Raw genomic sequence first — 25,772 nt, 5'->3', positions numbered from 1 at the left:
GTTGGCCTTGCGCATCATGAAGTACACACTCAGCCAATGGCTCGACAACCAACAGACCGCCTTGCTACAGCACTGGTCAAATCAGCTTGAATCTGCTGCCAGCCCGGTAGCGGTACAATCACACATTGACACAAAACGCTTTGTGTTAGCTCTCATTGCTGCGGCGGAAGGCAACGAGTTGCCATTGCGCGAGCTGTTTACCGATTGGATAACAGGCGAGACCGAACCTGATGTACCGGCAATGGTACGGAGTCTCCACTATCTGCACCGTACCTTACGCACGACATTACTGCGTGAACCAGCCGAGCTGACGATCGTCGATGCCCTGGCCGATCTCTTTGAGCAAACCACAACTATTCTGATCGAAATCTGGTCTGAACACACCAATCAGCTCATCCAGGAACGCGAGTTTATTGCTGCTAGCCTCGATTCTGCTTCAGCAGCAGCCGATCAGCGTGCATTGCAACTGAAGGCACTCAACGATATTTCACAGCGTCTTTCAGCAACGCTCGACCGTGATGAGCTACTCGAAATTGTGATCGATAGCCTGTATCGTCTGACCGAAGCACACCATGTCGCCGTCTGGCTGGTTGACGAACAACAACGGCTCAAGGTCGTTGCCACCCGTGGTAATGGTGATGGCCCAACCATCGGCTACGTCTTGCCTGAGACAAACCCCGTTTTCCAGACTGCATTTCAGAACGGTGTATTCTGGCCTGCTCCGTCTGCCGATCCTACGCACGACTGGCTGATCGCCGGGTGCGGTGTCTTGATCATCCCGATGACAGGTGGGACTGGCTTGATCGGTGCTATCACCCTTCAAGAACTGCAAAACCCGCTCGATCTACGCTTTATGCAAGACCTGGCCCAGAGCATTGCCAGCCAGGCTGCCATTGCTCTCCAGAATGCAGAGTTGTATCATACGATTCGCACCCTCAATACAGAACTTGAACAACGTGTGATTGAACGCACTCGTGAGCTGGAAGAAGAGAAGAACCGTCTGGCGACACTGCACGCAATCGCTGCTCAGGTCAATCAGACCCTCGACCTCGATCAGATTCTCAATAACTCACTGACGATGTTGGCGCGCATTGTGCAAGCCGAACATGCCTCAATTCTGCTCACCGAAGAAGATAATCCCAGCCTGCTGGTCACACGTGCTATTCTCGGCAAAAAGGTAACCCCCGACAACACGGTACGCTTTGCGATTGGTCAGGGCATTGCCGGTTGGGCAGCCCAACACGGGCAAACCGTCCTGGTGCATGATGTGGCAAAAGATGAGCGGTGGATCACCATTCCTGGCAGTAGCCGGAAGCGGGAGGGATCGATGATCGCCGTTCCGCTTTTTGTGCAGGGTGAGGTCATTGGCGTTATGACCCTCTCGCACCCACAGACCCATTTCTTCAGCGAAGGGCATGTGCGGTTGCTCAATGCCTGCGCCGGCGCAATTGCGATTGGCATTAATAACGCTAATCTGTTCCGCATGATCAGTGCCGAAGCCGAACGTCGCTACGAACTTCTTGATCGCCAGCAAAAAGAGACTAGTCAGATCGCTGCAATCTTGCAAAGTTTACTCGATGGTGTGATCGTGTGCGATCTCTACGGTGGTGTGATCAGCATCAATCAGGCTGCCAGTCGCATCCTCCATCGACCATTGGAAGAGTTACTGCTTTGGAACCTGCATGACATCATTCATCGCTACCTCGGTAACCATGCGGCTGAATTGCCACTTGATGATCTCTTACGCCGACCGTTAACCGTTGACGGTGCAGCACGAACGTTTACTACGACTGCGGTTATTGCGGGGAAAACGATCAATTTCGCGCTCAGTCCGGTACTCAAAGACGATGACGAGCTGCTCGGTGCACTGTTGGTATTGCGCGATATTACCCGTGAAGTTGAAGCTGATCGCATGAAGAATGAGTTTATCGGCACGATGTCTCACGAGCTGCGTACTCCAATGACTGCGATCAAGGGATTCACCCAGTTGCTGGCTATGGGGGGCCTCGGTCAGTTGAATGATACGCAGCGCGAATTTGTGAACACGATTTACAACAACACCGAGCGTATGATCAACCTGATCAATGACGTACTCGAAATTACCAAAATTGAGTCGGGGAGCATTGATCTCGAATGGCGTGCGCTGCATCTTGCTGAAGCGCTTAGCGGTGTCATTGCCGAACTGCAACCTCAAATCACACAGCGACGCCATCAACTAACTATCTTGCTCCCGCCGGGCCTGCCTCTGATCCGGGCCGATTCGATGCGCCTGCACCAGATTTTGTTTCATATCCTCTCCAACGCGGTGAAGTATACACCGGCTGGCGGCTCGATCACTATCGCAGCCCGCGAAGTGATGAATGTCGATCTGCCCGAACCAATACGAAGTACACTGAGCGATAACCGTCGTTATCTCCTGCTGAGCATCAGCGATACCGGCGTTGGCATCCGCCCTGAGGATCTGCCACGTATCTTTGATCGCTTCTTCCGTAGCGATAACCCGCTCAAGGTAGAAGCCGGTGGTACAGGTCTCGGTCTGTCGATTGTCAAACCGCTGGTGGAATTGCTCGGTGGCCGGATATGGGTGGAGAGTACGGTGGGTGTCGGTAGCACCTTTTCGCTCGTCCTCCCGGTGGCTGGCGATCACAGCTAGAGTTCACGAAGATTGCAGTTTTTAGCCGTGTTTGCTGCTATTCATTACATCCATCCCACTGCCGGGTAGGAAGAAAACCTGTACAGTCCTCATCACGGATAACCAATCTTCCGGCTGAGGAAATTTCACCGTGCTGTGATATAATGCCCATTCATAATACGAACAATACCTCAAATATGGAGGAAGTGTAGATGACACCTTTGATCGGAATATCGTGCGGTACCTTCCATGATCGCGATTGGTGTCCGCCATCATACGGTCATCGCCAAACATATATCGACGCTGTTTTGCAGGCCGGCGGCGCACCCCTTTTAATTCCCCCGCTCCTTGACGCTGCGACATTGCGCACCATCTACGAACGACTCGATGGTGTCCTACTCGCCGGTGGTGGTGATATTGCACCAAATCACTACGGTGATCAACCGCATGAACGGCTCGGAACAATCGATCCACCCCGTGATCTGACCGAACTGCGCCTGGCACGCTGGGCCGCTGCCGAAGGGAAACCTCTGCTTGGCATCTGTCGTGGCGTGCAGTTGATTAACGTAGCACTCGGTGGATCGCTGTACCAGGATATTCCTTCGCAGATCGACACAACCATTGACCACAATCTTTCATATACGCGCGAAGATTGGACGTTTCTAGCACATCCGATTGCGATTGCTGCTGACTCGCGCCTGGCCCGGATGTTGGGAACAACCCATCTGATGATCAATTCGCTGCACCACCAGGCAGTACGCCGTGTGGCGACCGGCTTACGTGCTGTTGCCTGGGCACCCGATGGCGTGATCGAAGCGCTAGAGAGTGAAGGGCCGACCTTTATCATTGGCGTGCAGTGCCATCCTGAAGCCTTGCAGGCAACCGTTGATCCGCGCTGGCAGCATCTCTTTGCTGCGTTTGTACAGAGCTGTGGCGATCATCACCGTCAGAGTCGCGCCGCATAACCATATTGAACACCTATGAATACTCAACTCCGTCCTTTGATCGGCATTACCGCAATGTCGGTCGGCAACAGTACCGATGGGCGTGATCTGCAAGCTGTGCGTCCAACGTACCTGCGCGCCATCGAAGCTGCCGGTGGTATTCCGCTTATCATCTATCTGAGCGATGATTTGGAGGCGATCCGCCACTTGTACCATCTCTGTGCCGGTATCTTGCTACCAGGTGGCGATGATGTTGATCCGGCTTACTATGACGAAGCACCGCACCCCAGGCTGGGAAATGTTGATCGCCAACGCGATGCAGTTGAGATCGCATTAACCCGCTGGGCGCGAGCAGATCGCAAACCGCTGCTCGGCATTTGTCGAGGCTTGCAGGTCATTAACGTGGCTCTCGGTGGATCACTCTACCAGGATATTCCTGCTCAGCTTGACACATCCATCGACCATCGTGCAAACAGCCGCACTCGGGCCTGGACCGAGCTAACCCATACACTGACTATTCGCCCCGACTCACGGCTGGCCGCAATCTTGCAAACCACGCATATCGGCTGCAATACGATGCATCATCAGGCCATCAAGCAGCTCGCACCTGGTTTACAGATCACCGCTCATGCGCCTGACGGTATCATCGAGGCCTTTGAAACAACCGATGGTCACTACCTGATGGCTGTACAATGCCACCCCGAACATCTATGGGATAGCAGTGAACCGCGCTGGCGAGCACTCTTCACTGATTTTGTTTCTGCATGTCGGCAACGCCCGACCCAGCATGGGTAGTCGGCGTAAGGCTGTTGATATCCGATACAACTGAACTACATATGATTGGCATTTTTGACTCTGGACTGGGTGGACTGTCGGTGATGCGAGCCATCCGTGAAAGGCTCCCTGCCGCCGATCTGCTTTATTTGGCCGATAGTGCTTACTGCCCTTATGGGCCTCGTCCTATCGATGAAATCCGTGATCGGGCATTGGCTTGCGGACGCTGGTTGGTCGATCACGGTGCGCACATTGTGGTGATAGCTTGTAATACTGCAACCGCCGCAGCAGTGGAACTCTTACGGCGCACATTACCGGTACCGGTTGTGGGCATGGAACCGGGTGTAAAACCGGCGGTAGCGGCTACTCGTCGAGGGAAAGTTGCCGTGCTGGCGACCAGTGGGACTATCGCCAGCGAGCGTTTTCGTAGCCTAGTTCATGCCTACGCAGCGGATGTTGAAGTGTACCCGCTGGCGTGTCCTGATCTGGTTGAACAGGTCGAGGCTGGCGAGTTAACGAGTGAGCACACCCGGAGTCTGATTCTTAAGCATCTTGCATCCGCACCCGAAGCTGATGTGCTTGTATTAGGCTGTACGCACTTCCCTCCGCTGAAACCACTCATTGAGACGTGTGTCGAACCGGGGGTTGTTATCATTGATACCGGCCCGGCAGTAGCAGCTCAAACGGCACGGATCGCGCAACAGATCAATCACCCCTCAGAGAGTGGCAACATTCGTTGTGTCACTACCGGCGATCCAGCACAGATTGCGCCGGCGCTTCATCGGGTTTGGGGTGCGCCTTTACCACTGAGTGGCGTCCAGATCGAGGCAACAGATGTGATCATCAAATAGCCGTCATGGCTGTTTCGGTACTCGAACGGTGCAGGCGAGGAGTCGCCCTCCTATGGTGGTGAGGTTGCCGTAGAGCATCGTCAGATAACCTGCATTCGAGGATGCCGTGCGTTTACACTGGAGCGGGCCAGCGGCCCGCGAACCCAGGAATGACGAGGATTCCCTTCGTTGACGTGAGAAAGCGGGCCAGCGGCCCGCGTACCCAGGAATGGGGAACATTCACATGCCGATTCTGTGCTGTTATCCTGTCGTCCCGTCTGGTATTTCCGTTGGCAGCGGCTCAGATTGAGACGGTGGTGTCGGTGTTGGCAACGGCTTACCGTCAGGGCCAAGATCAGCCGGATTGTACTCGAAGATGTCAGGCCAGGGCTTGAAGCGCGTTACAAATTCACGGCGCTCGATCTCTTTCCCATCAGGGCCGAGGACAATGCGTGTGAAGTGAATATCCATCCCGCCACGAGCCTTGTCGCTTTGCCGCGGCTGACCTACCGGGCGTTCGGGAACGGCCACGTAAACTGGCTCGGTTGGTGGTGGCGTGCGATTGGTAATAACAGGTCCTTCGAGCAACACCTTACGACCGGTTTCTGGGCCATAGAGTCGTACTTCGGCCAGATTCCGGCGAGTATCGACCAGCGTCTGCATCAAAATCCACCCACCGGTGTCGTTAAGAAACTTCAGATCAGGACCACCGGTGAAGATGGTGGCATCCATACCCGGCCCATCGCCATACGGCCCAAAAGCGTACCGATCATACCAACTGATATAAAACGAATGACCCCAACGCTCGGTGATCGGTAAGCCAGCCCAAAATGCAGCCCGAAAGACGGTAGTACTGTCTTGACAGATCCCACCACCCCACTCGAGCTGGGTTCGATTTTGCACAATGGCATACCCCTCAACAAAGCCATTTGAGCTATCAATACGTCCAATGGTTTGATTGAACGAAAATTCCTCACCAGGAGCAATCAAGATACCGTGCAGCAAGCGCATGCCGGCCTGGATGTTCGTAATCCGGTAGGGCGCAGAACCGGTGAAATCACTACGGCCAACCCCAAGGAGGGTCGTAATCCCTAACTGATCGAGATTATCAGCAGTAACCGGAGGTGGAATCTCTCGAAATTTCACTGTTATTGTGCGCTGATCGGCCGGTTTATTCAATACGTCAAGCACTGCTGCCAACGTCTGTTCTTCATCGATCCGCCTACCCGGTTTTCCTTCCTGAAAGATTTCTAGTTTTCCCTCGTTCCAGTTAAGCCGTGGGTTGGTACCCTTCACTTCTGTTGCATCACCCAGAGCAATGATGCGTTCCATAGCGAGATCGCGATCAATCTGCACTTCCAGGCGATCACCGGCTGGATCGGAAACACGCTCAACCCGGATTAGGTGCACCAGGTCATCAAGCGACCAGACAAATGGCCGATTACCGATGATGAAGGTTACCGGCCCGGCCAGAATGGTCGCAATCTGATCTTGAGCGGCAAAGGCGGCATCATCACGCAGTGACGGTTCGAGCGTCCGAGTACGCAACGCCACGGTATCGGGGTTCAAGTCTTGAAGTGCGGCTAGCATCTCTTGCAACGTCTCAGCCACCAACACCTGACGACCAACGGTACCAGGCATAACCTCTACGGTTGTTCCATGAAGCACTAGCCGGGCGTCAAGTGCCGGTTGCTCTACTTCGGCAACTCGGGCCAACAGATAGCGCTGCATAACATCCTGGTCAATCAGAAGGCGGAGAGGAATTTCACTCCCTTGTTGCCAAATTGCACTTATCTGCTGAAGATTGGTGAAGAGATTATCACTGTGGCCAACAGCCAGGGCAGCATCGAGTGCCTCATCAATTGCCAGTGTGACCCCTAACTCGGCCAGCGTGGGAGTCCAGGTTCGTCCGCTGTAGGTCAATATAACCGGTTGCGCCAAAAAAGAGGCGAAGCGAGCTTCAATCGCGGCCCGTGCTTCTTCACGGGTGAGACTACCGACAGGCACGCCCTGGATACTCACATTCGGGAATACACGACCAGCATAGAAGCGATCAAGATAGAGCCATCCACCAACGATCAGCGCAACGCTACTAAACAAGACAAACAGCAACCAACGCCATCTCCATTCCCCTTTACGTCGGGAATGTTGGTTGGTACCACGCCGCGCTGACGGCACGTGTCCCTCGCGAGCAGTTCCATCAACTGTGTCAGGAGAGAATACCTTACCTTCAGTGCCCTCATACGTTGGATCGAAAGGCTGTGAATGCTGAGCCGACACCAAAATCCTCCTCGCCACGTGCAATTTGCCCGACAACCTAATATACTCTTGCCAATTATGGATGTCAATAAAACAAACCTGACAAATTGATTGATTGTTGCATTTTAAGCTGTTTTAGCAAAGACAACGCTTCGCCCTATCCTCTCACCCAACTTAGGGCTTGTTTCCATCTCATCGGCACTTCACCCAACGAGAGCACTCGTGTCAGCGAGGAATGAGTGTTACTCGTCTTTTGCGATCAATCGTCGTACCAATGTTAGCAATTCTTCGGCACGAAAGGGCTTCTGCAAGGTAGCGACAACCGGCACATCAACTAGATGAGCTGCATCCACCAGATAACCACTCACCAGAGCCAACGGGATATTTGGGTTCAAAGCCGCTATTTGGCGGCAAACCTCATAGCCATGCATGTCAGCCAGGGTCACATCAACCAAAGCACAGGCAATGGTGCGTTCTGCGATCACTTTCAGGGCATCACGACCACTGTTGAATGCTAACACCTGATAACCGGCGTGGGTTAAGATGCGTTCAGTTAGTGTTCGGATTTCGGGATTATCATCAATGACCAATATTGTGTGGTTGCTATCCACACCAAGAGTCGGTCTCGTTGCGGTTGACGAGGAAACCGGCAGCCAAACGGTAAACGTACTTCCCTGGACAGGTCGACTATCAACGGTCAGTGCACCGTTGTGTCGCTGCACGATCTGAAATACGCCTGCCAGTCCTGGACCATGACCGTGTTGTTTGGTCGTAAAGAAAGGCTCAAAAATGCGCGAAAGAATGGTCGGATCGATCCCGATACCATCGTCGTGGACGGACAAGAAGAGATACTGACCAGGTTCGATGTTCTGTGGAGGAACCATGCGCCGTATTGTATTCACTGTAAGCAGTCGGAGACCGGTTTGAATACAAATGGTTCCATGCCCTTCGGGTAATGCTTCAGCCGCATTGACCAACAGATTCATCAAGACCTGACGTATCTGCACCAGATCAACCATAATCTCCGGCAATGCAGGTTCAAGCTCAAGTTGAACTCGTATATTTTTTCCCAGCGATGACTGCCACGGCGAAACAACCTCATTGATCAACGAGTTCAAATTTATGCGTTGCACCACCGATGAACGCTGACCGGCAAGCGATAATAACTGCTGCACGAGATCAACAGCCTGCTGGGTGGCACTGATAATGTGTTGCAGATGTTGACCGATCAGCGTTTGGGCCGAATAGGTGGCCTGCAATGTATCAGCATTATGGAGGATAACATTGAGCAGATTGTTAAAATCGTGAGCAATACCGCCAGCCATAATCGCTATGCTTTCAAGCCGCTCGATCATCTGAAACCGCTGCTCATCACGAATCAACGCCAACGCCTTCTCGCGTTGACCGGTAATATCCTGTCCGACGAGCACAAATTCCACCACCTTGCCGTTTGGATCACAGCGACAGGCCATTGACCATTCGACCCAATGCTTTTGCCCATGAAGCCAAAAGGAGCTTTCGAACGAACGACGGCTACGACTGGCAACAACCTCACGAACCAGTGCGGCAAACAATGGTTGTTCTGCCATACTGAGCAACGTTGTAGCGAAAGATTGACCTATCACCGACGCACGGGTACGGCCGAACATCTGCTCGGCCATTGGGTTGAATTCTGTAATCCTCAGCTCAGCATCAAGGTAGATCACCAGACTTCCGGCCAGCTCAATCAGTGAGCGGAACCGGTCATTCGCCTCATACAGGCGATCAAAGAGCGTTGCGTTGAAAAAGGCTACGCTGATTTGATCGGCCAGGAGGGAAAGCAGAAAGAAATCTTCATCATCTAAAACTGGCTCACCGGTCGACTCGATAATAATAACACCGACTGGCGGTGAATGTTCGTATCGTAAGGGAACAATAATACACTGAGTGGTACCTGGTATGACCTCCAGAAAATCAGGGTCGAGGCTGGCATCGCGGACAAACTCAGCCTGACCGCTGCGCATAACGCGCCCGGCAACTCCCTCGTGCAACTGGATCACTGATAAACCGTTATCATATCCAATCGCAGCCTGTAGATGCAACGCTCCTTCTTGCAAGAGATAAATACTGACTAAATGATACCCAAACACGGTGTGTAATTGCTCTACTACCAGGTGACAAATCCGATCAGTTTGTAAGGTTGAGTTTACCAATGCTGCTACTCGCTGTACAATCAGCAATTGTTCGAGACGACGCTGGGTGGATCAGTAGAGCAGGATATTCTCAACACTGATCGCCATCCGACGAGCCAGCTCAGTAGCCAGCTCAATGTCGTTTGTAGAAAAGCAACGGCGCGAGGGTGTAGAAATTGTTAACACTAAAGCACCAACATTTACTTCCTGGAAGGATATAGGTACCCCTAAAATGTGGCGTGGTCGGATTCTGCGCAAAATCTCGCGATATGCAGGTGAAAATTGTGGATTCTCAATATATTTCTCATTAAGATCAGTTAGCAAAAGAGGACGATTACTGGTCAAAACCTGTGCCGGTACCGACATCGGCTCAATAAACAATGCCTGTTGGGTTAAATAGTCGGCTAGGGGCTGGTTAGCCGGATTAGCAGCAGCAATTGCTACTCGACATGGTCGTTGACGTTCATCGCGAATAATGATGGCGCACCAGTTAGCAAGTAGAGGAACAAGGTGATGGGCAACCTGTTGCAGCGCCTCGATCCGATTCAGAGAGACGAGAAGATCACCTACATCGGCGAGCAAACGGGTTTGAGAAGCCGTCCATCGTCGTGTCATCGTCGGCTCTAATTTTATTCAGTAGAAAGTACCCGTTTCACTCTGAGAGATATTTCTAAGCATACATCTTTTTAATTGCGACTTCAAGCAATTGCTCGCGGCTCATGGTATGGAAGTTTTCAACGTTGTCAGATTCGGGTCACCGTTGATGACCGAATAATGTCACGACACTGATGAACCGCACACCTCCGGCGCTAGTGACTTTCGATGCTCGTTATCACCAAGTGCGTGACGCGAAGGTATTAGCCACCAGTTTGGGGGCGACGGACATGATCGGCGTATCAACGAGTGCCTGGACGTAAGAACGAGGTCGGAGCATCATACACCATTTACACAGACGGAATTGGTATGAGAACCCACTATGGTGATACAATACTGTCGAATAGTAATCGCAATACACCAATGGAGCACTGTAATGGATCGTGCACAATCGATAGAATTGACGGCCACAACCCCTATCGGCTTACTAGATTGGCTTACGCTGAGTTGCCGTCATGTTGCGTTGCTGGCAGCGATGCTGGCGACTGGTGGTAGTCTGTTTTTCAGTGAAGTGTTGGGGTGGATTCCCTGTGAACTCTGCTGGTATCAACGCATTCTCATGTACCCGTTGACCGTGCTGCTTTTTGTCGGTATCTGGCGTGATGATCGCAAAGTATATCTGTACGTACTACCATTATCGTTGATGGGCATTGCCGTTTCACTGTATCATTACCTGATGGTCATGCTGATCATCCCACCGGCTCCTTGTGCTGGCGCTGTTCCATGTGCCTTCGACTACATCAACATCCCTGGCGCTTTGAGTTTTATCAAAATACCATTTCTGGCCCTGATCGCCTTCGTAATTATCAGTGTGATGATGGCAAACCTGGCCCTAGCCGAAAATACTCCAGCGTGTGGTCGACTGGCCCGTATTACCGCTACCGTTATCGTCGTTGCAACGGCGCTATCCTTTATCGGCTTAGGTCTGATGATTTAATTGTTAATCGGCACATAAGCAAACTTTCATCAGACGATTGCCTGAAGTATGGTATACTCCGGCTACCAATGAGAATCAGGACAGGGTTGTGCGGGGGCGCAACCAGGAGGAAAGAGCGGTACCAGCGACACGTGACAACAGATTGAAGCGCATGGACTTCACGAAGAGTGAAGTTGACGAGGACGGAGGTTCCCGGCGCGAGCCGGAGCTAACGGGTATCGATGACCCGGAACATCGAGAGATCAGCGGAAGCCTCCCCGGCGCTGGGCGTCGCCGGTCAAGCAGACAACTCAACACCTGTCGGTGACGACTAGGGCAACGTTGTCGGCAACGACCCACCAACAATTTCCCCCACTCTTGCAACTGATATTCTCTGCCGCAATCCATCCAGAGCGGTGATCTGTGTTGCTGCGTTCCAACTCAGCCGATTGCCGCTATGGGTTGGTGTTGCCAGTTATTGCTAAGGAGTACGTTATGTGTGGTATTGTGGGTTACGTCGGAGCACGAGAAGCGACTGAGGTAGTCTTGCACGGCTTACAACGGTTGGAATATCGAGGGTATGACTCGGCAGGAGTAGCGATTTACGATCCAGTCATCGGTTTACAATTACGCCGCAGCGTCGGCAAATTGAGCAATCTTCAACAACGACTGCTGAACGAACCAACGCATGGTCACATCGGAATCGGTCACACCCGCTGGGCCACTCACGGTGGCGTGACCGAAATCAACGCTCATCCGCATCGCGATGCCAGTGGCGCGATTGTAGTCATTCAAAATGGGATTGTGGAGAATTATCTCGCGCTGAAGGGGCGGCTGCTCGAACTGGGCTATCAGTTTGAGTCGCAGACTGATACTGAGGTGATAGCAAAACTCCTCGGTCATTACTATAACGAATTGCGCGATCTTGGTCGCGCAATGCACCGTACCCTGCAAGAACTTCGTGGTGGGAACGCGATAGTAGCTTTTTGCATCCACGAACCAGACCAACTCGTCGCTGCGCGCCTGGGCAATGCAGGCGGAATCGCCATTGGTATCGGGAATGACGAACGATTTATCGCTTCAGATATTCCGGCCATTCTCGATTATACCCGCGATCTGATCTTCCTGGAGGATCGGGATATTGCAGTCGTTCGCCGCGATAGCGTGACCATTATGCGCCTCGATGGGACTCCGGTGGAACGACCAATCCACAGAATCGCCTGGGACCCGGTCGCAGCAGCCAAGGGTGATTACCGCCATTTTATGCAGAAGGAGATCGACGAGCAACCACGGGCGCTGATGGATGTTTTACGTGGCCGGATTGATCAGGAGCATGGGCGCATTTATCTGGAAGACCTCCGTCTCAACGACCACGATTTACGCCGGATTCGCCGCATCTACGCTACCGCTTGTGGTACGGCCTGGCATGCGGCACTAGTAGCCAAGTTTATGATTGAGCATCTGGCACGGGTGCGAGTTGAAGTAGATTACGCGAGCGAGTTCCGTTATCGTAACCCTGTCTTGCAGAGCAATGGTGAGCACGATGCCCTGGTACTGGCAATAACGCAAAGTGGCGAAACAGTTGATACATTGGCGGCAATGGAAGAAGCCCGCGCACAGGGTGTACCAAGTGTGGCTATCGTCAATGCTATTGGTAGTCAGGCAGCCCGGCTAGCTGATGGCGGTCCAATCTATCTGCATGCTGGGCCAGAGATTGGGGTGGCATCGACCAAGGCCTTCACATCAATGTTGGTAGCTGCCTATCTGTTTGCTCTCCGGCTGGCCCAGGCTCACGGAACGCTCAAGCCACAGCAGATTCGCGAGCACATCCAGGCTCTGATCGAACTACCTGGTCAGGCGGCACAAGTGATCGAGCAGACAAAGCCACTCTGTATCGAACTGGCCGAACGCTACCATCGTGTTAGTAATGCACTATTTCTTGGTCGCCAGATCAACTATCCTATCGCCCTCGAAGGCGCTCTCAAGTTGAAAGAGATTAGTTACATTCACGCGGAAGGATACCCTGCTGGTGAAATGAAGCATGGTCCCATTGCGTTGATCGATGAGAATATGCCGGTTATCTGCATCGCGACGCACGATCACATCTACGAGAAGATGATCAGCAACATTGAGCAGGTACGTGCGCGTCACGGTCAGGTGATAGCCATCGGTCATCAGGGCGATGAATTGCTGGCCGAAAAGGCCCACCACGTTATCGGTGTACCGACTACCCATCCCCTGTTGCAACCGGTGCTTAACGTGATACCGTTACAAATGTTTGCCTATCACGTAGCTGTGTTACGCGGATGCGATGTCGATCAACCGCGTAATCTTGCCAAGAGCGTCACTGTCGAGTAAGAAACTGAACGGTAGGTACGTCAAGAGTGTAGGTAACTGCGTAGACATCAGTGCAAGCTTGGCACCCCTCGCCTTTCCTCCAGCCCCTTCCGCTCCCATCCAGGGAGCGGAAGGGGGAGCGTGAAACAGGGCTAGAACTTCGTCCGCGATGGCTTGCTGATGCGACACACGATAGTTCCTGCCGCGCATTCAGGTGACTGCGTAGGTTAGGGGCATTTTAGGCACCTGGATGAGATGTATCGTTGTGTCCCTCCATTTAGTTGCGACGCATTGCCTCTCATAAGAACAAAAGATGAAAATACTGAAAACCCCTAATATCGGGCTACAGCAATGTTTACCCCAGACCAAACCCACGTTTGTGCAGGTCTGAAAGAAAAATACGGATCGCAAAAAGGGTAACATCTCTATACACAGGCAATGTCTCACGGCATGGCGGATGAAACCTGATAGATGTACGGGCTCAGTGCCGCTGCACCTCAACCGAATCTTCTTCTGCGACAGGGTATTCCGAATTAGGCACTCAATAACGAACATTTGCACGATCACGCTTTAACATCACGTCGTGATTCTGGGGGTGGTAAAACTGCTCGCAACACTTGCAAAGCATCCTCAGCAGCCTCGGCCTCGGTCTCATCGACACCATCTGGTCGGTAGCGCGCTCGTTCATAACTGACAGTGAGGTCGGTAAAAGGCTTCGGTTCAGGCAACACCGCTGCCATACTTGCACACCACTCAGACGGTGTTTGATCTGGTGATCGCCGCCAACCACGTGCTTCGAGCATGATAAGCGCTTGCACGTATGCCCGACGCACCCGTGTTACCGCATCAGCGTTGCGCAGAGCAACCAATGCCGCATGTAGACCACTTAAACGACGCTGAAAAGGACGGCGCAGCATACCAAGCAAATCATGGAGGTCGCTTAACAAACTCTGCCCGACATCGAGCGATTGGTGCTCTTCATCGGAATCAGCGCGTCGGGTACGTCGTCGCCAGAGGAGTAAGAATATCACCAACAGTACCAACGGAATCAACGCCAGAACGAAGGTGGCCTGTTGCGCAATAATGACCACTGTCTCTACTGGGTTAGTATCGATGATTGTCGTATCTGGAGTTGGCGGGGGTTCAGGCCGTAAATTCATACGGGCCAAGACCTGACCAAATGCCGCAAAGAGCGCTCGGATCATATCGTCGAAGATGACCGTAAACAGATAGACGAACAGTGCGCCAATCAACGCGAACGGTAAGAGGAGCCATTGCAAGAGTGTAACGATCCCGATGAATGCCAACTCACCGCTGAGTAAGGCAGCTAGTGCTATGCCAAGCATCAGCACCCCACCAATGACCAACAGCAGGAGCAGACTCCAACGGACATTCAAGGTGTGGGTCTGGTCAGGGGTAGCTTCAAGCATATAACTGAGCGCCAGGGAACTGAGGCCACTGCCGACAAACACGACAATGTAAAGCAGCAACAGATCGTTCGCAACCGGCGCGCCTGCCCGTAACAGCGGCCCAAGCACGAGTGCGGCAATCGTCGCTACCAGCCCACGTCCGGCGAGCGTTAAGATTGTGGCATGCTCGTGTTCGGCCATCCTCACACCACGCCAGACAAGAAAAAAGGCGACTAGTACCGTCAGATAAATCAGTCCACTCTGGGGCTGGCCTGGTGGCAACGCAGCTAACGTATGGTGCGGATCAAGTCCGAACGTCAACCAACTCAGCCAGCAGGCAGCAACGAAAGGTGCGGCAACGAGCAACAGGCGATGAAGGGACCGAGGTAGACGATGACCAATTTCATCGGCAAGTCGCCCCAAGATAACCGCGCTCCACAAACCCGGCCATGACAACACAATCGTGGTCAGAGCCAGTAATGGTAGTCCAACAAGGGTCGCTTCAAAAGCGGTTAAAAAACCGAGTCGTAACAGGCGTGTCATAGGCGCAACTGTTCAGCGGTAGGCCAAGACATGACAAGTAGCAGAGGGCAAGCAGTGATGCAGCGGACATCGTGTCCGAAAAGAAAATACCGGGAGCGCCGACGACGCCCCCGGTAAACGAAACGGATTTACTTCGTCTCACGATAGAGCACGTGACGGCGAACGATCGGGTCGTACTTGCGCAACTCAAGACGGTTCGGGTCGTTACGCCGGTTCTTCTCAGTTGTATAAGTATGACCGCTCTCGGTGCTCTTCAGCTTAATGACGATGCGGTTTCCCTTCTTGCTGGCCATGGCACTTCCTCTTCCTAGAGCTACACACGAAATTGCGCCTCACGGCGCACTACTCGCAAGTATACCATATCGCTGAGCGATGGGCAACTGTAGCCCTCATCTTCCCCTTGGCTCCTTCCTTTCCCACCAAAGGCGAGAAAGGGGAGGACTCGCACCGACGGTCGTGAACCTATCCCTACAGTGTGGTGAAGGGCGTGATCGATGTCTGAACGCTGCGTTGTGGCTGGAAGAGAGGTATACGCCTACAGTGCGGGAAGGCCGTATCGGCGTCTGAACGATGGTCTTCGTTATCCATCATCCTGGCTTGTTCCGCATTTCTGCTTCCTCATTCCTCTTTTCGCTTTCCGCACTGATGTTGCATAACTGCGCCAGCTATGCTAAACTATTGAAGCCGATGGCCCGGTAGCTCAATGGATAGAGCAACGGTCTTCGGAACCGTTGGTTGGGGGTTCGAGTCCCTCCCGGGTCGCCACCTCGCCCGACGATCTGCCGTCGGGCGAACGTTTATTGTCAGGACGACACTCGCAGCACAAGGAGGTGTGCGATGCCGTTTTATCAGCGCCTGGGGCAGATTCCTCACAAACGTCATACGCAGTTCCGTAAGCCCGATGGTAAACTCTATCGCGAAGAAGTGATGGGGTTGGAAGGTTTCCACGGTATTCAGTCAATCCTCTATCATCACTTTTTACCACCCAGAGTCATCCGTGCCGAATTGATAGGCTCGATGCAGCCAGCATACGCTGAGTTTGGTCCGATCCGCCACCGTGCATTTGCAACCGCGAATGTCCCGGCTGGCGGTGACCCGGTGAACGCCCGGATCACGCTCCTTGGTAACAATGATGTGACGATCGGGATTAGTCGCCCTACCGAGAGTATGACCTACTTCTACCGCAATGCCCAGGCGTATGAGGTCTGGTTTACCCACGAAGGTAGTGGGGAATTACGCTCGCAATTCGGACGCCTTCCGTTTCGCGAGGGTGATTATCTGGTGATCCCTTTCGGTACTACCTGGCAGATGCAGCTTAACAGTCCGGCCCGTTTCCTTGTGATCGAGTCGGCCAGTCAAGTTGCTCCACCAAAGCGCTACCGTAATCAGTTTGGTCAGTTGCTTGAGCATGCACCGTATTGCGAACGTGATATTCGCGGTCCGACAGAGTTGCTGACCTTTACCGACACCGGTGAATTCGAGGTGCGGGTGAAGGTACGTAATCAGCTTACCCGTCATATTCTTGACCATCACCCCTTCGATGTGGTTGGCTGGGATGGCTATCTCTATCCTTGGGCCTTCTCGATCCATGATTTCGAGCCAATTACCGGTCGGATTCATCAACCGCCGCCGGTTCATCAGACCTTTGAAGGACACAATTTCGTGGTGTGCTCGTTCGTGCCACGGCTGTTCGATTATCACCCTGAGGCTATCCCAGCACCGTACAATCACTCCAACGTGAACTCTGATGAAGTGATCTACTATTGTGACGGCAACTTTATGTCACGACGAGGGATTGAACGTTGCGATATAACGTTACATCCGGCCGGTTTGCCGCACGGTCCTCAGCCTGGCAGTACTGAAGCTAGTATCGGGGCTAAAGAGACTCGTGAGCTAGCAGTGATGATTGATACGTTCCACCCATTGCACGTCACTACAGCCGCGCTGGAATTGGAAAAAGCCGGGTATATGGATTCGTGGAGTGTTGGCGGACCAGAGGGGTAGTCAAATATAGCCACAGCATAAGCGCGCCTGGGAGGCGGGTTTTGAACCCGTCTTCCAGCGTGAGACCAAGCAGCAGACAGGAGCGCGAATTGCACATGTTCGTGCTGGCACATGTACCGTTGCTTCCGCGATAGGAGCGAACGGGATTGGGAAGAAATGATTGCCAATCGTGTATAACTTAGGTACCCACTTACATCAGTATGATGCCACTCACCAGCTTTGTACCCGTTGCACCTGACAGCGATTTTCCGCTTGAAAATCTGCCCTACGGTGTGTTTCGCCCCCGTAGTGGTGGCTCGCCACGAGTAGGAGTCGCAATTGGTGATTATGTTCTCGATCTGGCAGTGATCGACGAGGCTGGCTTGCTGGCAGCGACACCGGTCAGCAAGCGTGGTCTCTTCAACCAGGACTCACTTAACGCTTTTATGGCTGCTGGTCCAACGGCATGGCAGGCAGTGCGGACGGTATTGCAACGGTTGCTCGCTGCTGATGAACCGATCCTACGCGATGCGCCAGCTTTGCGCGATGCCGCACTTATCCCGCAATCGGACATCGAGCTGTTGCTGCCAGCTCGGATTGGCGATTACACCGATTTTTATTCGTCTCTGCATCACGCCAGCAACGTCGGCAAAATGCTGCGCCCCGATAGTCCGCCACTCTTCCCAAATTGGCGACATCTCCCGGTTGCCTATCATGGACGAGCGAGTACAGTAGTGGTGAGCGGTACGGCCATTCGTCGTCCCTATGGCCAGATCAAACCGTCTGACAGTCCGGCGCCAATCTTCAGCCCGACCCGTGCGCTCGATTTCGAGCTGGAACTGGGGATGTTTATCGGGCCAGGGAATGCGTTAGGCCAACCAATTCCGATCACTCAAGCTGAAGAACATATTTTCGGATTTGTATTGGTGAATGATTGGAGCGCACGAGATATTCAGGGTTGGGAATACCAGCCGCTTGGCCCATTCCTGGCAAAAAACTTTGCCACTTCGATAAGCCCCTGGATTGTGCCGCTGGCCGCCTTGAACCCATTTCGCTGTGCTGGCGAGCCACAAGAACCGCCACCATTGCCATATTTGCAATCGGTGCAACCCGGTCATTTTGCAATTACCCTTGAAGTCTGGCTCAATGGCACTCGGATTTGCCAGACCGATAGTCGTTATCTCTACTGGAGCTTTGCGCAACAAATTGCTCACCACACCGTTAATGGTTGTAGCCTACGGCCCGGAGACTTGCTTGCCTCTGGGACTATTAGCGGGCCGACCAGGGAGTCACGTGGTTGTTTACTGGAACTGACCTGGCGGGGAAGTGAGCCGATCAGGCTGGCCGATGGTTCTTTGCGCCGCTGGTTGGAAGATGGTGATACGGTGACGATGCGCGGTTGGGCACAGGGTGAAGGGTACCGGATTGGGTTTGGTGCAGTTACGGGCACAATTGTGCCTGCTGAATATCCGGTGGTGCATTAGGTTGAGAGAGAAGCATGCGCCGAATGCCTTCCTGCCACGATCTTGAGCGATTGTCGGACACGGTAGTATCAATCCACCTCCCGGCAATAGTGTTGGGCGCATATACCTGTAGATGATTGCCTCTATCAAAACAGGAGGGGGGTCAGGAACCCGCCCTCCGCGCAGGGAATTGCCCTACAACCGTCCCGGTCGGGAACTCTCGCCTACCGCAGTTACAAAGTCTCGAGCAGCGCACACAGCAAAGCGGTACGTTCAATCAGGCCCTGGCGACTGATCTGCTCGTGTTCGGCATGGGCACCGGCTCCTGGACACCCCAATCCGTCGAGGGTTGGAATGCCGAGTGCAGCGGTAAAATTGCCATCACTGCCACCGCCGGTACTTCCCTCGCGGATGGTTAAACCGAGTGCAGTACCAAGTTTTTGCGCCTGCGTAAAAAGTGCCATACTAGCCGCCGTCCGCTCCATAGGTGGACGACGAACATTGCCGGTGACTGCGATTTGCACGCCCGGCGTAACCGGTTTGAGCGCTAACATACCGGTCTCGATCCGTTCAGCTTCGGCCTGGGTCCAAACTCGTACATCAACATCCATCCACGCTTCAGCCGGTACCACATTCGGTCGCGTACCACCCTCGGCAACACCAACATTCACAGTTGTACCAACAGCAGGATGAGCCAGGGCATTTACGGCCAATATCTGATGTGCCAGTTCGGTCAATGCACTGATCCCTTTCTCTGGTTCAACCCCGGCATGGGCTGCCCGACCGGTGATTGTCACGCGAAATGCTCCGCCGCCTTTCCGTGCCGTCTTCAGAGCGCCGTCTGGCTCGGTTGGTGGTTCGAGCACCAGGACATGAGCTGCTTGCTTTGCGGTTGTTTCGATCAGCGTGCGCGAGGTTGGACTACCGATCTCCTCATCGGAGGTAAGGAGTAACACTAGTGGCCGACGCAACACCGGCGCAGGTGGCCCAAACCCACCGAGCGCGGCGTAGATCATCGCAATGCTGGCCTTCATATCGTAAGCACCCGGCCCAAATGCCCGATCAGCCGTGATCGTAAACGGACGTTGGGCAACAGTTCCCGCTGGCCAGACTGTATCGTAATGACACAAGACGAGCGTTGGGGGCAGCGTTGGTTCAACGGCATTCGTTACCATCACTCGTACATGATCACCACCGCTTGGATTGGCAATCCGTTCCACAGTACCGACACGGGCAAACAGCGTTACCAAATCATCGGCCAGTGCATCGAGAAGCGGTTTGTCGGTACTTGGTGATTCAGCGTGAACGAGACGGGCAATCAGGTCGAGCAGATGAGCTTCGTGAATAGCAATCGTTGCACAATCAAGCATAACAGCCTCGTTAGCTAAGCAATGGTTGTGTAGGTAGTATAGCGTAATAAGTAGGATTTTCAACGTTTCCACCATTCCCGCCAGCGGGATGGAGGTAAGAGGGAAGAGGAGAAGGGACGAGTTCACACCCGCAAGTGGGAGCTGCTGGAGGGTGATGGTGTGCTGATGCACCAATCGATGGGTTTCCGGAGCGCACTGCGCAACTCGGGCCAGAGGCCAGCATTCTCAGGCAATCGCTCGGATGGTGCACTGATGCGCCATCCGATGGGTTTACAGCGCGCACCTAGGTAATTGTGTGCGTGGCGTGGGTCAGGCCCCATGATCGTAGTCGCAGCGAACGGTGTTGTAGAGACGGACGAAGTGAAACAAGTACGGTCTGTCTTTTCGGTTTTGTTTTCTCAGTAGATAAAGCCGAGTTGAAATACAGTAAAGCAAGTTAAACGTGCTTAAAGAATCCAGCACTGGCCGCAAGCGCAATGGCTCGCCGTGGATCAACGATGCGAGGACCATGGGGATTAAAGCGTAACAATACCGATTCTCCGGCATGTAGCTCCAATTCACGTTCACCATCAAAAGCCAATACTGTGGGCCGCTCACGACATACTGTCACTCCTGCATCAGGAGGTAATATCTGATATGCAGAGACATAAACTGTCTGCATTAAACCCGGCGCAACTGGCGCCCGTACCGGTGTACCGTCGGCAGCAAGGCGCAGGTAAAGACCATGACCCGGCGGATAGTCACCGGCCAGAAAATGCGCACCGATTGATGACAAACCAATATTACCCGGCTCAGCGCGAGTCAGAACCAGATCAGTGATCCGCGAACTGTCCCAAATAGCTCGCGCTGCAACGAACCGTTCATCATAGACAGCAGCATCAACCAGGGCTATATCATCGGGTGGAGTTCCGTCAATTTGCTCACCTGTCCGTTGTTCAGACAAGCGGTAGACATCGATGCGTGGCGCTCGAATGATTGCATCATTAGCGCGTCCACACGCTACGATGCCGGCGGCAAGACCGGCAGTAGTCGCTTCAATCATCAACGGAAACACATTATTTGTTCCGGTTGAAATAGGCATCAATGGTACATCACCACAAGCCTTAGCCACCAAGCGATTGGTCCCATCCCCGCCAAGTGTGACAATGCACCCTACACGATGTTCAGCCATATAGCGCGCAGCGCGTAGCGTATCGTCAGGGGTAAACCAGGCCGGCATATCAAGTAACGTCGCTTCAATTGTCAACGGCAGATTATCAAGCGCTTTCAGACCAATCCCAAAACGATCAGGCATTATCCAAACCCGCTGCACTCCTACAGCTTCGAGACCTAAGAGCACCCGCCTGACAATACTTACCTTTTCTTCATTATCAAACACAGAACCATGCGCCACCAACCGACGAATGTCTTTACCAGAGGCCGGATTCGCGATGATACCAACAGTAACCATAGAATACATCGCGGGGCTAGGCGCCCCGCGCTCCATTACACAATTATTAAGAGCGTGTCTGAAAGGTACCCCTATTACCTGGCAGCATCGTCCCCCAACCCACGCATACACGCGAGCAGATAACTCCCTGATGAGCTATTGTCTGACTACACTCATCAGGGCATGGCTTCGCAGATCGTGGCGGGTAGACCCGATCTTGCCCATGTCTCCTTCCTCTTCCCTGGTGGAAGGAGATGAAGCAAAATGCCCTTCGAGAAGGGAATATTCAGGTACAAGCTAAGTCATCTGCGGTGGCGTCGTCAACCGGCTCTTCTTGTAATGATACCCTGCCGACTTGCCAGTCAACGAACGGCCACCACCCTTAGTTGTCTGCTGACACCGGTAAAGTATTCCTCAGAAACTTCACAATACTGTCGGTTACCCGTATAAAACCGGGGCTTCCCGGCATTACCCAATTGAAATGGCTCATACCGGGAATAATCTCAAGCTGTGCCGAGGAACCAGCTCGCTCAGCGATAGCCTGCGCTTCTGCGACTGGTACAAGCTGGTCGGCATCACCGTGAATGATGAGCAGTGGACGAGGTGCAATACGACCGGCCAGGTCTTCAGGGACGTATTCGATCAATGCCTCAGCACTTTCCAAGGGCAGCGTCACCTTCATTTGCGGAAATTCGGCAGCAACCTGATCGAGAAACGCTTTTGATTCAGGATCAGGTAGTACGATTTCCCACGGATCGACCATTGATGATACACCTGACAATACTCTTTGTCGGCGATCTTCAGTCAAACGGGACAAAAATTGACTCCATTCCCAATGACGCCGCAAACTACGTAACCAACGTGCCCCATGACCGGGCGGCTCAAGGGCCACTACTGCCCGTACTCGTTGATCGAGTGCGGCGGTTGTAATCGCATGAGCACCGCCGAGACTGATCCCGATCACAGCCAGTCGATCCGGATCGACCATCGACTGCTCAGCCAGAAACGTCAGCGCCGCTCGGGCATCGGCAACCTGCTCGAGTGGTATTAATCGGCCACGCGGCCCTTCACTCTCGCCGAAGCCACGATAATCAAAGACCAGTGCCACATAGCCGGCAGCATTGAGCACTTTAGCTATATCCGGCATAACCATGGTCTTGAGATAGGTGTAGCCAACGAGCAATACCACGCCCGGTCGACGTTCACCAGCCGGCAAATGACGCGGTGTATAGAGCAAACCGTCGAGCCGATAGCCAGCACTATAGAAATTCACACGCTGCAACGGCGAAACGGGGGCAGCGCGGGCGGTAATCGCACGTTCGACATCTTCCTTCACGATGACGCCGCCTGGCCCACTACCGGTTAGTGTACTCAAATCAATCCCGTGTTCCTGAGCCAATTTACGCGCTGCCGGCATTGCCCGCACATTACCGGAACGAATTTGCGGCTGCGGTAATGGTTTATCAACAATCCTTTCATCAGTTGGTGCTGTTGCCGCCATTCCATTACCGGTTATGTCGACCATGTCAGCTAAACGTTCTCCAGGCGCAGTGATATAAGCAATTACCTTCGTTACAGCTACGATACTGCCTTCGGGATAACACTGGCGAGCCAGGATGCCACTGGTCGGCGCTTCAACCACATTTGTGATCTTTTCAGTTTCAACCTCGGCAATTGGCTCGCCTTTCTGCACCGCTTCACCCTCGCGCTTGAGCCAGAGGTTGATCTTCCCCTCTTGCATACTCAAGCCCCATTTGGGCATAACAACCTCGGTCGGCATGATTGCTCCTGCAACAATATATCTATCACGTTAGCCAAGCGTTGCGCGCGCCGCTGCGACAATTCGCTCCGGCGAGGGCACATAGATATCTTCGAGTGCTGGACTGAAGGGTACCGGTGTATGAGGCGGCGTGACTAACTTTACCGGCGCATTCAGAAACTCAAGCGCCTGTGTTGCTGCCAGGGTTGCAATGTCTCCGGCAACACTACAACGCGGATTGTCTTCATCAACAACGACCAAACGGCCCGTCTTGCGCACTGATTGCAATACTGTTGCTTCGTCGAGTGGGGACAGAGAACGAAGGTCGATGACCTCAGCACTAATACCTTGCTGTGCCAATCGTTCAGCGGCTTCGAGGGCGTGCAGCACCATACGAGAAATTGCGACAATAGTTACGTCGCCACCTTCTCGCTTGACTTCAGCCTGACCAAGAGGAATAACATATTCACCTTCGGGAACCGGCCCCTTCATATCGTAGAGCAGCTTATGCTCGCAGAAGATCACCGGATCGTCATCGCGAATGGCCGCAATGAGCAAGCCTTTTGCATCAGCAGGTGTCGCTGGAGCTACGACTTTCAGGCCGGGAAAATGCACAAACGTTGAGTAAATGGAGTCTGAGTGCTGAGCAGCAGCCCGAAACCCAGCGCCGATCATTGTGCGAATAACCAGCGGAATACGGGCCTTACCACCGAACATGTAGCGTATCTTAGCAGCCTGATTAACAATCTGATCCAGGCAAACTCCCATAAAACCGATAAACATCAGCTCCACGACCGGACGGAGACCAGTTGCTGCGGCGCCGACACCAGCGCCAACAAAACCCGATTCGGTTATGGGAGTATCGCGCACACGCTGACGACCGAACTCGTGAACCAGACCCTTGGTTACACCCAGAACGCCACCCCAGGCATCAAGATGGGATTCATCCTCGCTGTGCGGTGCACCGGTTACATCCTCTCCCATGATGATTACCGTCGGATCGCGCCGCATCTCTAAACGCAGCGCCTCGTTGATTGCCTCACGATAACTCAGAGTACGAACTGCTTCCTCAGCCATTACCGTCATGGTGACACCTCAATCATTGAGTATTCGGTAAACAAAACAATCGTTATGTAGCAGAAACAAAGCCCTATGTGCAGCACACTTACCGATTGTTAGCGTCGTACTGCAACCGCAGCTTCCTGAAACGGCCACAAACCGGTCACGGGGTAATCGACGTATACGTCAGTCAAAAGCTCTGCCGGATCGGGGAGTGGGCTTTCAGCAGCGAAGCGCACTGCATCTTCGACCGCAGCATGGGCACGAGCATCAATCTCATCAAGTTCAGTGGCAGTAAGCAGACCTTGCGCAGTTACCGTCTGGCGAAACCGCTGCAGACAATCGAGTGAGCGATAGTAAGCCTCTTCATCACGAGTACGATAGCGAATTGAGTCACCCTCGAAGTGACCGTAGTAGCGGTATGTCTGCGCCTCAATAAAGGTCGGCCCTTCACCACGTCGGGCACGAGCTATTGCTTCACCAGCCGCTTCGTATACGGCAAAGAAATCGAGGCCATCGATAGCAATACTTGGCATACCAAAGCCCCGAGCACGAGCGGCAATGTCTTGGCCGGAAACCGAGTAGCGCGGTGATGTTGTTTCGGCGTAGCCGTTATTCTCGCAAACAAACACAACCGGCAACTTCCAGATACCAGCCAGATTAAGACCCTCAAACGTTGTACCCTGATTGGAAGCGCCATCACCGAAGAAACAGACGGTCACCTGGTCAGTGCCTTTGAGCTTCGCAGTCAGACCAGCACCACATGCCAGCGGTGGCCCCCCACCGACGATCCCATTCGCTCCGAGCATACCCTTGTCAACATCAGCAATGTGCATTGAGCCGCCTTTACCCTTACAGGCGCCGGTTGCTTTACCGTAGATCTCTGCCATCATTGCCCGGAGGTCAACCCCTTTAGCAATACAGTGACCGTGCCCGCGATGAGTGCTGGTAATAAAATCATCATCGCGCAAATGAGCACACAAACCAACCGCTACCGCCTCTTCACCGGCGTACAAGTGAACGAAACCGGGTATTTTCCCGGCGGTAAAATCGGCATGAAGCCGGTCTTCAAACTCACGAATGAGACGCATGCGCTCATACGCCCAGAGGAGCTTTTCCCGACTAATGTTCATACAACTCTCCGTTTTCGATACCTGATACCTGGTAGTGAACTGGATCGGACTAGAGTAGTGATCTCCCCACTGAGAGAAACGTATTGTGAGTAATGTGGACAGTATGA

18 protein-coding genes and 1 tRNA gene are annotated in these 25,772 nt (G+C 53.3%); 9 read left to right on the top strand and 10 right to left on the bottom strand.

Features of this window, described 5'->3' with window-relative positions; all coding sequences use genetic code 11:
• Position 1 precedes the first annotated feature (1 nt).
• From QTO31_RS14950 to murI, 4 genes are all read left to right on the top strand, one after another.
• Entirely contained in the window at positions 2–2,653 is a 2,652-nt protein-coding gene (locus QTO31_RS14950; protein ID WP_301429888.1) for a GAF domain-containing protein, read from the top strand.
• 191 nt (positions 2,654–2,844) lie between these two features.
• Positions 2,845–3,597, top strand: a complete 753-nt coding sequence (locus QTO31_RS14945; RefSeq protein ID WP_301429886.1) for a gamma-glutamyl-gamma-aminobutyrate hydrolase family protein — start codon at positions 2,845–2,847, stop codon at positions 3,595–3,597.
• Between the two features lie 15 nt (positions 3,598–3,612).
• Positions 3,613–4,371 (top strand): gamma-glutamyl-gamma-aminobutyrate hydrolase family protein, encoded by a 759-nt coding sequence (locus QTO31_RS14940; RefSeq protein ID WP_301429885.1) that lies wholly within the window; start codon positions 3,613–3,615, stop codon positions 4,369–4,371.
• Between the two features lie 41 nt (positions 4,372–4,412).
• The gene (gene murI, locus QTO31_RS14935; protein WP_301429884.1) at positions 4,413–5,201 is read left to right on the top strand and encodes a glutamate racemase; all 789 of its coding nucleotides are present in this window, start codon (positions 4,413–4,415) and stop codon (positions 5,199–5,201) included.
• A gap of 240 nt (positions 5,202–5,441) precedes the next feature.
• Here murI and QTO31_RS14930 read toward each other — a convergent pair whose 3' ends face one another.
• The 3 genes from QTO31_RS14930 to QTO31_RS14920 form a co-directional block, all read right to left on the bottom strand.
• Positions 5,442–7,460, bottom strand: coding sequence for a VanW family protein (locus QTO31_RS14930; RefSeq protein ID WP_301429883.1), 2,019 nt, complete (start codon positions 7,458–7,460; stop codon positions 5,442–5,444).
• Positions 7,461–7,681: 221 nt separating this feature from the next.
• Positions 7,682–9,631, bottom strand: coding sequence for an ATP-binding protein (locus QTO31_RS14925; protein WP_301429881.1), 1,950 nt, complete (start codon positions 9,629–9,631; stop codon positions 7,682–7,684).
• A 51-nt stretch (positions 9,632–9,682) separates the two neighbouring features.
• Positions 9,683–10,225: a GAF domain-containing protein gene (locus tag QTO31_RS14920; RefSeq protein WP_301429879.1), complete on the bottom strand. Its 543-nt coding sequence runs from the start codon at positions 10,223–10,225 to the stop codon at positions 9,683–9,685.
• 415 nt (positions 10,226–10,640) lie between these two features.
• Between QTO31_RS14920 and QTO31_RS14915 the strand changes: the two genes are divergently transcribed.
• Together QTO31_RS14915 and glmS are read left to right on the top strand one after the other, a co-directional pair.
• Positions 10,641–11,201 (top strand): disulfide bond formation protein B, encoded by a 561-nt coding sequence (locus tag QTO31_RS14915; RefSeq protein ID WP_301429877.1) that lies wholly within the window; start codon positions 10,641–10,643, stop codon positions 11,199–11,201.
• A 474-nt stretch (positions 11,202–11,675) separates the two neighbouring features.
• The gene (gene glmS, locus QTO31_RS14910) at positions 11,676–13,538 is read left to right on the top strand and encodes a glutamine--fructose-6-phosphate transaminase (isomerizing) (protein ID WP_301429876.1); all 1,863 of its coding nucleotides are present in this window, start codon (positions 11,676–11,678) and stop codon (positions 13,536–13,538) included.
• 542 nt (positions 13,539–14,080) lie between these two features.
• Here the strand turns inward: glmS and QTO31_RS14905 are convergent.
• Both QTO31_RS14905 and rpmG read right to left on the bottom strand, forming a co-directional pair.
• Positions 14,081–15,469: a DUF4129 domain-containing protein gene (locus QTO31_RS14905; protein ID WP_051871086.1), complete on the bottom strand. Its 1,389-nt coding sequence runs from the start codon at positions 15,467–15,469 to the stop codon at positions 14,081–14,083.
• A 128-nt stretch (positions 15,470–15,597) separates the two neighbouring features.
• The gene (gene rpmG / locus QTO31_RS14900) at positions 15,598–15,762 is read right to left on the bottom strand and encodes a 50S ribosomal protein L33 (protein WP_015941946.1); all 165 of its coding nucleotides are present in this window, start codon (positions 15,760–15,762) and stop codon (positions 15,598–15,600) included.
• A gap of 396 nt (positions 15,763–16,158) precedes the next feature.
• Between rpmG and QTO31_RS14895 the strand changes: the two genes are divergently transcribed.
• The 3 genes from QTO31_RS14895 (at position 16,159) to fahA (ending at position 18,936) form a co-directional block, all read left to right on the top strand.
• Positions 16,159–16,234, top strand: a tRNA-Arg gene (locus QTO31_RS14895).
• Between the two features lie 72 nt (positions 16,235–16,306).
• On the top strand, positions 16,307–17,473 hold the full coding sequence (locus QTO31_RS14890) for a homogentisate 1,2-dioxygenase (protein ID WP_301429874.1): 1,167 nt from the start codon (positions 16,307–16,309) through the stop codon (positions 17,471–17,473).
• 203 nt (positions 17,474–17,676) lie between these two features.
• Positions 17,677–18,936: a fumarylacetoacetase gene (gene fahA / locus QTO31_RS14885; RefSeq protein WP_367620651.1), complete on the top strand. Its 1,260-nt coding sequence runs from the start codon at positions 17,677–17,679 to the stop codon at positions 18,934–18,936.
• A 212-nt stretch (positions 18,937–19,148) separates the two neighbouring features.
• Here fahA and QTO31_RS14880 read toward each other — a convergent pair whose 3' ends face one another.
• From QTO31_RS14880 to QTO31_RS14860, 5 genes are all read right to left on the bottom strand, one after another.
• Positions 19,149–20,285: a M20 family metallopeptidase gene (locus QTO31_RS14880; RefSeq protein WP_031459048.1), complete on the bottom strand. Its 1,137-nt coding sequence runs from the start codon at positions 20,283–20,285 to the stop codon at positions 19,149–19,151.
• 436 nt (positions 20,286–20,721) lie between these two features.
• Positions 20,722–21,735: an ATP-NAD kinase family protein gene (locus QTO31_RS14875; RefSeq protein ID WP_301429871.1), complete on the bottom strand. Its 1,014-nt coding sequence runs from the start codon at positions 21,733–21,735 to the stop codon at positions 20,722–20,724.
• A 361-nt stretch (positions 21,736–22,096) separates the two neighbouring features.
• Positions 22,097–23,494, bottom strand: a complete 1,398-nt coding sequence (locus QTO31_RS14870) for an alpha/beta fold hydrolase (protein ID WP_301429870.1) — start codon at positions 23,492–23,494, stop codon at positions 22,097–22,099.
• Positions 23,495–23,524: 30 nt separating this feature from the next.
• Complete coding sequence (locus QTO31_RS14865; protein ID WP_301429868.1) at positions 23,525–24,559, bottom strand: alpha-ketoacid dehydrogenase subunit beta; 1,035 nt, start codon at positions 24,557–24,559, stop codon at positions 23,525–23,527.
• A gap of 89 nt (positions 24,560–24,648) precedes the next feature.
• Positions 24,649–25,665 carry a thiamine pyrophosphate-dependent dehydrogenase E1 component subunit alpha gene (locus QTO31_RS14860; protein WP_301429867.1) on the bottom strand — a complete coding sequence of 339 codons (1,017 nt, stop codon included), beginning with the start codon at positions 25,663–25,665 and terminating at the stop codon, positions 24,649–24,651.
• Positions 25,666–25,772 lie beyond the last annotated feature (107 nt).

It is taken from the genome of Chloroflexus sp. MS-CIW-1 (genome assembly GCF_030444705.1).
Classification (GTDB): Bacteria; Chloroflexota; Chloroflexia; order Chloroflexales; family Chloroflexaceae; genus Chloroflexus.
This window is presented reverse-complemented; position numbering and strand designations above follow the sequence as displayed.

Excerpts from the sequence above, each read along its gene's own strand:
- QTO31_RS14945 (WP_301429886.1), top strand. The coding sequence starts at position 2,845 with ATGACACCTTTGATCGGAATATCGTGCGGTACCTTCCATGATCGCGAT.
- QTO31_RS14940 (WP_301429885.1), top strand. The coding sequence starts at position 3,613 with ATGAATACTCAACTCCGTCCTTTGATCGGCATTACCGCAATGTCGGTC.
- murI (WP_301429884.1), top strand. The coding sequence starts at position 4,413 with ATGATTGGCATTTTTGACTCTGGACTGGGTGGACTGTCGGTGATGCGA.
- QTO31_RS14920 (WP_301429879.1), bottom strand. The coding sequence starts at position 10,225 with ATGACACGACGATGGACGGCTTCTCAAACCCGTTTGCTCGCCGATGTA.
- QTO31_RS14915 (WP_301429877.1), top strand. The coding sequence starts at position 10,641 with ATGGATCGTGCACAATCGATAGAATTGACGGCCACAACCCCTATCGGC.
- glmS (WP_301429876.1), top strand. The coding sequence starts at position 11,676 with ATGTGTGGTATTGTGGGTTACGTCGGAGCACGAGAAGCGACTGAGGTA.
- QTO31_RS14905 (WP_051871086.1), bottom strand. The coding sequence starts at position 15,469 with ATGACACGCCTGTTACGACTCGGTTTTTTAACCGCTTTTGAAGCGACC.
- rpmG (WP_015941946.1), bottom strand. The coding sequence starts at position 15,762 with ATGGCCAGCAAGAAGGGAAACCGCATCGTCATTAAGCTGAAGAGCACC.
- QTO31_RS14890 (WP_301429874.1), top strand. The coding sequence starts at position 16,307 with ATGCCGTTTTATCAGCGCCTGGGGCAGATTCCTCACAAACGTCATACG.
- fahA (WP_367620651.1), top strand. The coding sequence starts at position 17,677 with ATGCCACTCACCAGCTTTGTACCCGTTGCACCTGACAGCGATTTTCCG.
- QTO31_RS14880 (WP_031459048.1), bottom strand. The coding sequence starts at position 20,285 with ATGCTTGATTGTGCAACGATTGCTATTCACGAAGCTCATCTGCTCGAC.
- QTO31_RS14875 (WP_301429871.1), bottom strand. The coding sequence starts at position 21,735 with ATGGTTACTGTTGGTATCATCGCGAATCCGGCCTCTGGTAAAGACATT.
- QTO31_RS14870 (WP_301429870.1), bottom strand. The coding sequence starts at position 23,494 with ATGCCGACCGAGGTTGTTATGCCCAAATGGGGCTTGAGTATGCAAGAG.
- QTO31_RS14865 (WP_301429868.1), bottom strand. The coding sequence starts at position 24,559 with ATGACGGTAATGGCTGAGGAAGCAGTTCGTACTCTGAGTTATCGTGAG.
- QTO31_RS14860 (WP_301429867.1), bottom strand. The coding sequence starts at position 25,665 with ATGAACATTAGTCGGGAAAAGCTCCTCTGGGCGTATGAGCGCATGCGT.